This is a genomic window from Trichococcus sp. ES5, assembly GCF_900067165.1.
Taxonomy (GTDB): domain Bacteria; phylum Bacillota; class Bacilli; order Lactobacillales; family Aerococcaceae; genus Trichococcus; species Trichococcus flocculiformis.
Window position 1 is genome coordinate 56,787 of the sequence record NZ_FJND01000015.1, and the last position, 9,939, is coordinate 66,725.

Consider the following 9,939-nt stretch of genomic DNA (forward strand, 5'->3'; position numbering starts at 1 on the left):
CCTTATTTGTCGATGGAAAGGATTTTAATATGAAAGCATATATCATCAAAATAGAACTTCTGGATTCATATCCCCTGATCTGGCGCAGGGTGGTCATGCCCGCCGATGCGACGTTCAGGCGCCTGCACGACGTCATCCAAACCGTGACCAATTTCCTGAGCGGAGGCTCTTATGGCGGCTACCATCTCTACGAATTTGACCTGTCGGCAGAAAATATCACTGTCACGAATGACGAAGAAAGCTTTGAGGAGTATCAATATTACAAGCAAAATAAAAAGCAATATGAAGAACGACTAAGACTGGCGCCAATTGGATCATTTCAGCGGTCCAGTCTGGAGCGCTTAATGAAAACTGTAGTGCGCCAACCATCCCGGATTAAAATCGACAAGTATCTGGAAAAATACAAAGAGATTCGCTATTCGTACGATTTTGGCGACGGATGGGAGTTTCTGATTACTCTTGAACAGACTGTTGATGATTATCACTTTGGCTACCCGACTTTGCTTGATGGTGCCGAATCGGCTCCGCCTGAAGATGTGGGTGGCTTGGGTGGTTTCGAGGAGTTCCTGGAAATCTACCGCGATCCATCACACCCCGAATATGCGGAAATGAAAGAATGGGCCGACTCACAAGAGTTCAGGGAGTACGACCCCGACTGGATCAACAACTCCCTGAAATACCTGGACTACAAGAAGACCGAGTGGGACCAGATCAACCACGATAACTATTTCATCATCGAAGACAAATACCGGAAGAATTGAACCCTGAAAAGACCAGTTGCAGCCGCACTGGTCTTTTTGCGCGGACCTACCTCCGATGAAGAGTGGCCTTGTCGAAGGTAAGGTTTGCGCCGGATACATCAACTCCGGTGAGCGAATGTTGGCCGGAGGAGGCTGTATTGCGGGCGGCTGAAGTGCGGCGAAGCCGCCGTGGTCGAAGGTGATGATCATTTTGTGTGATTTCCTCCGGCAGAAGGGTGCCTGCCCGGAGGTGGGCGTCAGCTCCGATGAGTGGGGTGCTCATCGGAAGACAGACTGCGCCGTGGAGGTCAACTTCGGCGAGCGAATGCTGGCCGGAGCAGGCTGTATTGCAGGTGGCTGTACTCCGGCGAAGCCGCCGTGGTCGGAGGTGATGATATTTTGGGGCGATTTCCTCCGGCGAGGAATTCCTTAACAGGAGGAAACTGCTAACTCCGACGAGAAGACCCTTCATCGGAAGACCGCCCTATACAAAAGTACTCAGTTCCGGCGAGAGAATGTTCGCCGGAGCAGGCAGTATTGCGGGTGGCTGTACTTCGGCGAAGCCGCGGTGGTCGGAGTTAATGATCATTTTGTGTGATTTCCTCCGGCAAGGAACCCCTTAACCGGAGGAAAATAAATAAAGCCCACTATTTTTTAGGTTATTCTGTATTCTTCATGCTTCTCTATAGTAAAATGGATAGCAGAAGGAACGCAAACTAATAACCGAGCGGAGTGACAGCATGAATCAATTGACGGAATATATCATCGCTTTGAGCAATTTGTATGGCATGATCCAGAAGGATATTTTGGTGGAAATTTACAATACCCAAAACGAGGAGCCAATCAGCTTGGGGGAAGTGGAGGCGTACCTCGAGAATCCGCCGGCGGAACTGAAAAAGGGGTATACTTATCCCCACAAGGATTATTTCGTTCACGAAACGATTCTGGAGTTCGATGAGTTTGAATCGATGCTGGAGAAAAAGGGGGATAAGCCTTTTTATGTTCCGGCGAAAGAGGAGCTTTTGCGCTACACGGAAGATTTTTATTTTGAGAAGACGACGCAATATAAGGTGTTTTATGATTATGTGAGAAAAAATTTGCTTGGTGGTGATGGGGTCAAGGCACAGGAGCTTTGCGAGGAAATCCGTGATACATTAGAGTTGGATTTGGGCATGTCAGCTGTGTCTAAGGCGTTGGAGCGTGCGGATGTCGTGTTCGATAATGAACAGCAGGTCAATGAAATGATGCGCCTGATGATGGACATGTCGAATCATATCCGCCGTTGGGAACACAACGGCAATACGCCCCAGGAGATTTTTGAGGAATTCGAAAAGCCGCATCTGCGTCCATTGCCGAAAAAACCGTACAGCGCGGGCGCTTCGAATGGGGTCCCTTTTGAGAAAAAAGTGAAGATCGGCCGCAATGATCCGTGTCCATGCGGCAGCGGGAAGAAGTATAAGAATTGCTGCATGAATAAGGTGGAATAAAAAAAGAAGAATCATTTGATCATATAGCCCGCGCAACTCCGACAAGAACGTCCTTGTCGGAGTTGCGGGGGTTTGTTTGCGTTGTACTCCGGCGAGAGAATGTTGGCCGGAGGAGGAAGTGTGGTGGGAGGACGAACTCCGGCGAAGCCCCTGTGGTCGGAGGTGATGATTTTTTTTGGTTATTTCCTCCGGCGAGGAAGCCCCTTACCGGAGGAGGATGCCAGCTCCGACAAGAAGGCCTTTCGTCGGAAGACAGATTGCTCCGGATAGTTCAACTCCTGGGAGCGAATGTTAGCCGGAGGAGGAAGCATTGCGGGCGGCTGTACTCCGGCGAAGCCGCGGTGGTCGGTGGTGATGATTTTTTGGGAGTTCTCCTCCGACAGAGGATCCCTTAACCGGAAGAAAGTGCTGCTCCGCTAAGTTTTTCTCCCCATAAAAAAACAATAATTTTGTCAAGATAAAATCAAAAAAACTTGACAATTACTACCGTTCTGAGTACGCTTTGGGTAGTAAATGAGGTGAGCAATAATGAGTTTTACAAGTACTATTGCAGACAGTGTGAAAAGATATCCCGAACTGAAAATCATCGATGCACGACAAATCCACAAAGAGAAATTCAGCGAAATACCGGAGCAAGCGTTTTACCAGGTAGTTTCACGGATGGCAAAGGCTGGGGAAATCGAAAGGTTGACGAAAGGAATTTATTGTAGACCCAAATCGGGGAGATTCGGGAAAATTCTTTCGAGTGAGAAGGACATTCTGGAGCACTATCTTGGCAAGAATGAAAAAAACGGAATCGTCATCGGTTATCGTATGTATACTATGTACGGATTAACAACTCAACTTTCCAAAGACATTCAAATGTATTCAAACATACCTCTCGAGGAAAAAAGGCAAATCAGGAATGTTTCAGTGAAAAAAGCGGATCTCAGATTTGATGCATCGACAAAAAAATTAATTGAACTGCTCGAGGTTTTGCAGCATCACAAAGAAATTGAAGATCTTAATTACAAAAATTTATGGAAATTTCTGAGTGCTGCTTCGGAACATTACAATGAAAACAAGCTAGGGAACATTCTCGGTGAAATCAAGTATAAAAAAAGCACACTCGCTTCGCTGAAGAATGTTCTGGATCATTTTGGCGTAAGCAATACGGTCGGAAAATATTTAAAAGGAACCTCAAAATATGATGCATTGGATGTGGAAAAAATCTATGAAGCTACACCAGAATCAACAAGATTTTGAAGAACTGATTGAGTTAACGGCCCAATGGAGACACATCCCTTCCGATGCGGTGAGGAAAGACTATTTCATCACGTTTATTGCATTGCTGCCCTCAGGCGAAAGGGCAGTTTACCGGAGGAGCGCATGTCAGCTCGATTTGACATGGAGGAAATGGTGATTGGTGCTACGAAATAGTGACATAATTGCACTTGAATACCCGCATTTGAATTTTAATGCGGGTATTCAAGTGCAGCCTACATTCCATAGAATTGAAAAAGATCTCCAGAAGATCTTTGAAAAATTCGAAAAGCCGCACTTGCGTCCATTGCCGGAAAAACCGTATCGCGCGGGCGCTTCGAATGGAGTCCCTTTTGAGAAAAAAGTGAAGATCGGCCGCAACGATCCGTGCCCATGCGGCAGCGGGAAGAAGTATAAGAATTGCTGCATGAATAAGGTGGAAGGATAAATAGCAGTGTGGCTGCCTCAGCAACCGAAGATGACATAAGCCCCCCAATTCCGACGAGAGCGTCCTTGTCGGAGTTGGGGGGGCTTGTTTGTGTTTGTGCTCCGGCGAAGCCGGTGTGGTCGGAGGTAATAATCTTTTTGGCGGATTTCCTCCGGCAGAAGGCCTTTCAACAGGAGGATAGAACCGATTAAAAACCTAGCGAAGCGGCAATCATTTATCGCCGATTCGCGTATATTATCTTTGACTGCTTCAATGCCTCCCTGATGCTTGCCCAGTAAAGGAGCTGCTCAATTTGGAAATAATACTGATTTTTCTTCTGGTTGTCGGTTTGTGTAAGGAATTTAGTGGAGTCCCTCCGAGGCAGAAGAAACCTAAACGATACAACAGATACCAAAGGACCGCGTACAACGATGCAAGCGGCAATAGCGTTTTCGACACCCTGTTTGACACAGGCAACTATGGCGAATTCCTGATCTATTCTTGTCTGGAAAACGCGGGCGAGGAGCACAAGTTATTGGTGAATGTCTATTTGCCGAAAGCAGATGGGACGACCACCGAAATCGACTTAATCATGATTTCGGCAACCGGCATTTATGTTTTCGAGTCGAAGAATTACAGCGGTTGGATTTTCGGTGATGAAGACAGCAGGTACTGGAAACAGAATTTCAGAGGCGGCCGGCACTATCAATTCTACAATCCCATCTGGCAAAACAAGAAGCACATCAGCGTTCTGAAACAGCATCTGGGGTTGGGCGACGAGGTGTTTCGTAACTATATCGTTTTCAGCGAGCGATGCGTTCTGAAGAAAATGCTTGTCTATTCACCGGAAGTGAAGGTGATGAACCGGGATGTGATGGCTTGCGAAATCGTAGAGGACATGATGCAGCGGCCGGAAATTTTTAATCCCTTGGAAATCGAGCAGCTTTATGTCGAACTGAGTCGGTACACTTTAGCGGATGACGAGACGAAGCAGGCGCATATCGATGCGATGAAGTGGAGAAATCCATGAGGGGGATATCTGTTCATATATAATCATGAAATGAATAATTGTAGCGTACTCGCTACAATTTGTTGTATAATTACATAAAGAGGTGCCGAATGGTTAAACCTGAATTTGATTGGGGAGAAGAATTTGAAACGTTTCTAAACTCACTGAGTACTAAAGAAGAAGCGCAGTTCAGAGCACTGATAGATCGAGTCGAAAATACAGATTTGCAGGATTCCATCAGAAAAGAACGAGTTAAGAAGTTGGATGATGATATTTATGAACTTCGATCCCAAACAAATGATCATTGGTTGAGAGGCTGTTATTTTCAAATACAAGGCACCGAATATTATATCACGCATGGTTTCAGCAAAAAGACAAATAGAACTCCCACCAGAGAAATCCGCAGAGCGAAAGCTGTCAAAAAAGCATACTGGTCAGCCAGAATCAAAAGGAGGAATGACAAATGAGCAAGAACAGTGAAGTGATTAAGCGACGCAAGTCCGAAAGCCCCGAATTCAAACAGGCATTTGAAGATGAACAAGCAAAATTGGATTTTGCAGATCTGTTATTCGAATTGAGAGAACAAACGGGATTGAACCAAACTGCATTCGCCAAGAAGGTAAACAAATCACGCTCGACCATTGCGCGGATCGAAAGCGCTAGAATGGAACCATCATTTTCCATGCTCGAAGACATAGCGCAGGCTTTGGGGAAACGCATCGAAATCAGTTTTGTAGATGCAAATCAACGAGTAGAAGAGAAATTAGTCAGATAGTCGCTAAAATACTATATTGAAAAGACCGATGGGACATATAGTTCATCGGTTTTTTCAGCATGTTCAAGAAACGAAATCCCCCACGGAAGATAGTCTCGCGCCGGGCAGATCACCTCCGACGAGCGAATGCTGGCCGGAGGTGATGCATTGCGGGTGGCCGTACTCCGGTGAAGCCGCCGTGGTCGGAGGTGATGATTTTTTTGATCTCCTCCTCCGGCAGAGAACCCCCTCACCGGAGGAAAACCCTCCCCGGCACCCCAATCAAGCAGGTAGCCGACATTCCATGAATAAAGTTGTAGTCTAACTTCCGATAATATAGTAAAATCGATTTAGCGTTAGGCCGTTCATCGGAACCGTCTGTTTGGATAGTCCGAAAATGATAGCGGTAACAATTTGCGAGTGGCTTGAAACTTTACGCAGCTCTGGTCGTCGGGAAGTCCGGCCAGTTATCGCGGCTGACAAAACCATTCTGAAGGAGAGCACCGATTTGGAGACCTTCTTATTTTTTATCATTCTCGTTTTTCTTATCGCGGCACGGATGATTCACATACGCTACGTCAAGTCGGACAACGGTTCCGCGAGCGGGCGCAGTTTTGCCGGGACGCTGATGGACAAGGGGACGAGCGGCGAGTTCATGATTTACAGTCACCTGGAAAAATTGGGCGAGCCGAATCGGCTGTTGCCTCATCTTCATTTGCCGAAGAGCGATGGGACCATGATCGAAATTGATCTCGTGATGATCGCGCGGACCGGAATCTATGTGTTCGAGTCGAAGAATTTCAGCGGCTGCATTTTCGGCGACGAAGACAGTCGTTATTGGACCCAGACGATGAAACGGGGTCCGAAGCATCAGTTTTACAACCCGATTTGGCAAAATGAGAGCCGCATCTCGACGTTGAAACGTCAACTGGCGCTCGAGGCCGATGCGTTCAAATCTTATGTCGTTTTCAGCGATCGCTGCACTCTGAAGAAAATGTACGTCCAGTCGGGCCCTGTCAAAGTCATGAATCTCCACCTGATTGTGCGCGAAATCATCAAGGACATGGCCGAGCTGCCCGACATTTTTACGCCGCTCGAGATCAACCAGATCTATTCCGAACTGGTGCCGTATACGCATACAGCTGCTGCGATCGGGCAAGCGCGGATCGAAACGGTGCGGTTGGAATGAAGGAATGAATGTTAAGAGCCAGTAAACCCCCGGATTCCGGGGGTTTTTGTGTTGGTTGGGGGCATGAATCTGTGGTGCGAGGAAGGTCGCCAACTCCGATGAGTCGGCGCTCGCCGGAGAAGAGGCTTGCGCCGGGTAGTTCAACTCCGATGAGCGAATGCTGGCCGGAGGAGAATGTATGGTGGGTGGCCGAACTCCGGCGAAGCCGCCGTGGTCGGAGGTGATCGTCTTTTTGGAGTTGTCCTCCGGCAGAGAACCCCTTTACAGGAGGAAACCGCCAGCTCCGATAAGCGCCCGCCTAATCGGAGGACAGATAGCGCCCAAAAGCCCAACTCCGGGGAGCGAATGCTCGCCGGAGCTGGGCTGATTTTCGGTAACTGTACTCCGGCGAAGCCGCCGTGGTCGGAGGTGATAATCTTTTGGGATGTTCTCCTCCGGCGAGAGGACCCTAGCCGGAGGAAACTGCCGGGTCCGGTGAACGGGCAGCTAATCGGAAGATACTTCCATCAAAAAAAGCCCACCTCCGACTAGCGAATGCTAGCAGGAGGTGAGGTGATTTTCGGTAACTGTATTCCGGCGAAGCCGCGGTGGTCGGAGGTGATCATTCTTTTTGGATATTTATCTCCGGCAAGACACCTCTAACCGGAGGAAGCGTTCAAAAAAAGGTCAGCACAATACTTGGCCTTTTCCATGGTAATAGCCTTGTTGATAAACCATGCCTAGGTTTTTGAGCTTGTTGCTGATGCTTTCTGATTCCACACCTTCAACAATCAATTTAAGATTGTAGTGGTTTGACAACGTAAGCCAGCTATTCAAGAAATGGAACATAACCTCTTCATTGAGATTTCTGAAATTCAACAATGAGACTTTAATCGTATGGATATTTTGGACATTTTTTGCAACCAATTCAAAGTTGTTTTGGCCACTGCCTATATCATCAATCGCCAGCGAAAAATCCTTTGTCTTCAGTCTGGAGATATAGGTTTGGAGCATATCCGCTCCTTCAGCTGGATCGAATGCGCAGTAGTGTTCAGTCAGTTCGATGGAGACATTTTTTCTCATCAAGGAAATGCTGTCCAAAAACCCCCACGTGGAAGGATGCTGCAACTGTTTCGGATGAAGGTTAAGCGATAGCTTGGTGTTGCGGTGGCTCGCAATCAATTTTTTCAGTTCCCTAAAATAATAAGCCATCAATTTGGAATTGCGTTCTTCCTTCTCAATGAACCACAAGAACATTTTTTCGGGGAAAGCACACAGCTTTCGTGATCTCAATAAAATTTCGTACCCATCGATACTGTTGTTTGTATGCGAACACAACATAATTGGCTGGCATACCAAATATAAATCGTCCAGCAACGCTTGCATCTCATCCATTACATTTCCTCCTTTACACTCACTGCAAATGAACCAGCGAAATTATATGGAACTTAGTCCGATGATTAAATAATTAAATGAATCTATTTGTGCAATAAAAAACAATTTGACATGACCACACATTTGGCTTCTATCTAATTTTATCGCTATAATCCGCTTGGTGAGCAAAAAAGTCTTATAAGAATAACCAAATCCATGTGCATCCCATAGCCACCGAAAAAATGAAAGGCAAGAAATCCGACGAAGACACTGTTTGTCGGATTTCTTGCCTTTTTGTGATGTTAACTTTGGTCAGCTGGATGTATGCTAGGCCGGCTGATCCGGCTTACGAGGGGAGCAACGTACCTCCGGCGAAGCCGTGCGTCCCCGGAGGTAACCTTTGGTAGTGACGCACCAGCTCCGGTTAGGGGAATTTCACCGGAGGACAGTCCTGGAAACCGGCACCAGCTCCGGCGAAGCCGCCCTTTACCGGAGCTGCCGGCCAACCCAATCAACCCAATCAAACCAATCAATCCAATCAACCCAATCAAACCAAAAGCTTAATGCAACTCCTGGGCTTTTCCGTGGTAGTAGCCTTGCTGGTAGACCATCCCCAAGTTTTTGAGCTCGTTGCTGATCCGTGCATTTTCAACGCCTTCCACAATCATTGTAAGATGATAATGCTCAGAGAGAAAAACCCAGCTGCTCAGGTAATTCAACAGAACCTGCTCATCCAAACCTTGAAAAGCTGTCAGTGACAGCTTGATCGCGTTTATATTAGCGATGTTGTTCACTACCAATTGGAGGTTGTTTTGGCCAGTTCCCACATCATCGATCGCTATGCTGAAGCCTGCTCCTTTAAGCTTTTCAATATATTCTTGAAGGAGCTTTTCTTGATCTGCCGCGCCAAATTCGCACTGGTGCTCAGTCAGTTCGATGGAGATATTCTCTTTCAGGGCTGAAATGGTATCCAAAAAGAGCCAAGTGGAGGGGTGCTGCAACTGTTTGGGATGCAGATTCAGCGCAAGCTTGGTGTTGCTGTGGGCATCGCATAATTTTTTCAGTTCCTTCGAGTAATAAGCCATCAACTCGGAATTGCGTTGCTCATCATCGATAAGCCACAGAAATATTTTTTCAGGAAACCCATCCTGTTTTTTTGATCTCAGTAAGATTTCATAGCTATCGATAACATTTTTATCCGAACACAGCATGATTGGCTGGCACACGATGTATAGATCAGCCAATAATTCTTGCGTATCATCCATTAACTTTCCTCCTTTGCTATCAATCGTACTGTCAAAGTTTAGCTCTGCCAGACGTTCAATTTTGTATTTTTTCGTTGATTTAACGGGGTTAACGACAAAAACAACTTGCCACCCCCCAATTTTTGGTTAATAGTGATGATAACGACACCGCACTATTTCCCCAAAAGAAAGGAAGATGACAAGTTGCTACCTCTATTATTAACCTATTTAGTTGATATTATCAAGCGTCAACGAATGATTATTCTTGCGTTAATGAAGCTAGTAATCCTGTTGACGCAAAATTCCCGCATGCCTCAGTTAACTGCTCCGGACAATCTAAATTACCAGAAGCTCAAAATCGATGAACTGCCTTTGATCGAAAAAGTTGAAAAGTTGGACTATCAGCTGCTTCTCCAAACTCATTTCGAAAAAACAGGGAAGGTGCTCCAGCCCATTCAACGCCGCAATGGCGTTAAAATCAACCTAGACCTCAA

10 protein-coding genes and 1 pseudogene are annotated in these 9,939 nt (G+C 46.5%); 9 read left to right on the forward strand and 2 right to left on the reverse strand.

Features of this window, described 5'->3' with window-relative positions; all coding sequences use genetic code 11:
• Nucleotides 1–29 precede the first annotated feature (29 nt).
• The 8 genes from TES5_RS11140 (at nucleotide 30) to TES5_RS11180 (ending at nucleotide 6,848) form a co-directional block, all read left to right on the forward strand.
• The gene (locus tag TES5_RS11140) at nucleotides 30–761 is read left to right on the forward strand and encodes a plasmid pRiA4b ORF-3 family protein (protein WP_068562073.1); all 732 of its coding nucleotides are present in this window, start codon (nucleotides 30–32) and stop codon (nucleotides 759–761) included.
• Nucleotides 762–1,480: 719 nt separating this feature from the next.
• Nucleotides 1,481–2,227, forward strand: a complete 747-nt coding sequence (locus TES5_RS15605) for a YecA family protein (protein ID WP_072763769.1) — start codon at nucleotides 1,481–1,483, stop codon at nucleotides 2,225–2,227.
• A 528-nt stretch (nucleotides 2,228–2,755) separates the two neighbouring features.
• Entirely contained in the window at nucleotides 2,756–3,472 is a 717-nt protein-coding gene (locus tag TES5_RS11155) for a type IV toxin-antitoxin system AbiEi family antitoxin domain-containing protein (RefSeq protein WP_068562075.1), read from the forward strand.
• A gap of 160 nt (nucleotides 3,473–3,632) precedes the next feature.
• Nucleotides 3,633–3,917, forward strand: coding sequence for an SEC-C metal-binding domain-containing protein (locus TES5_RS15610; protein ID WP_232309363.1), 285 nt, complete (start codon nucleotides 3,633–3,635; stop codon nucleotides 3,915–3,917).
• A 292-nt stretch (nucleotides 3,918–4,209) separates the two neighbouring features.
• Nucleotides 4,210–4,926, forward strand: a complete 717-nt coding sequence (locus tag TES5_RS11165) for a nuclease-related domain-containing protein (RefSeq protein ID WP_178137838.1) — start codon at nucleotides 4,210–4,212, stop codon at nucleotides 4,924–4,926.
• A gap of 89 nt (nucleotides 4,927–5,015) precedes the next feature.
• On the forward strand, nucleotides 5,016–5,372 hold the full coding sequence (locus TES5_RS11170; RefSeq protein ID WP_068562077.1) for a type II toxin-antitoxin system RelE/ParE family toxin: 357 nt from the start codon (nucleotides 5,016–5,018) through the stop codon (nucleotides 5,370–5,372).
• Entirely contained in the window at nucleotides 5,369–5,680 is a 312-nt protein-coding gene (locus tag TES5_RS11175) for a helix-turn-helix transcriptional regulator (protein ID WP_068562078.1), read from the forward strand. Before TES5_RS11170 ends, TES5_RS11175 begins: the two co-directional genes overlap by 4 nt.
• A 538-nt stretch (nucleotides 5,681–6,218) precedes the next feature.
• Nucleotides 6,219–6,848, forward strand: a complete 630-nt coding sequence (locus tag TES5_RS11180) for a nuclease-related domain-containing protein (RefSeq protein ID WP_178137837.1) — start codon at nucleotides 6,219–6,221, stop codon at nucleotides 6,846–6,848.
• Between the two features lie 666 nt (nucleotides 6,849–7,514).
• Here TES5_RS11180 and TES5_RS11190 read toward each other — a convergent pair.
• Nucleotides 7,515–8,222 (reverse strand): EAL domain-containing protein, encoded by a 708-nt coding sequence (locus tag TES5_RS11190; RefSeq protein ID WP_068562081.1) that lies wholly within the window; start codon nucleotides 8,220–8,222, stop codon nucleotides 7,515–7,517.
• Between the two features lie 539 nt (nucleotides 8,223–8,761).
• A complete protein-coding gene (locus TES5_RS11195) occupies nucleotides 8,762–9,466 on the reverse strand; it encodes an EAL domain-containing protein (protein WP_068562082.1) in 705 nt (234 codons plus the stop codon).
• A 183-nt stretch (nucleotides 9,467–9,649) separates the two neighbouring features.
• On the opposite strand from TES5_RS11195, the pseudogene TES5_RS11200 reads away from it, so the two are divergent.
• Nucleotides 9,650–9,939, forward strand: a pseudogene (locus tag TES5_RS11200) (hypothetical protein); the annotation flags it as partial.

Coding starts and splice junctions, on each gene's coding strand:
- TES5_RS11140 (WP_068562073.1), top strand. CDS start 30: ATGAAAGCATATATCATCAAAATAGAACTTCTGGATTCATATCCCCTG.
- TES5_RS15605 (WP_072763769.1), top strand. CDS start 1,481: ATGAATCAATTGACGGAATATATCATCGCTTTGAGCAATTTGTATGGC.
- TES5_RS11155 (WP_068562075.1), top strand. CDS start 2,756: ATGAGTTTTACAAGTACTATTGCAGACAGTGTGAAAAGATATCCCGAA.
- TES5_RS11170 (WP_068562077.1), top strand. CDS start 5,016: ATGGTTAAACCTGAATTTGATTGGGGAGAAGAATTTGAAACGTTTCTA.
- TES5_RS11175 (WP_068562078.1), top strand. CDS start 5,369: ATGAGCAAGAACAGTGAAGTGATTAAGCGACGCAAGTCCGAAAGCCCC.
- TES5_RS11180 (WP_178137837.1), top strand. CDS start 6,219: ATGATTCACATACGCTACGTCAAGTCGGACAACGGTTCCGCGAGCGGG.
- TES5_RS11190 (WP_068562081.1), bottom strand. CDS start 8,222: ATGGATGAGATGCAAGCGTTGCTGGACGATTTATATTTGGTATGCCAG.
- TES5_RS11195 (WP_068562082.1), bottom strand. CDS start 9,466: ATGGATGATACGCAAGAATTATTGGCTGATCTATACATCGTGTGCCAG.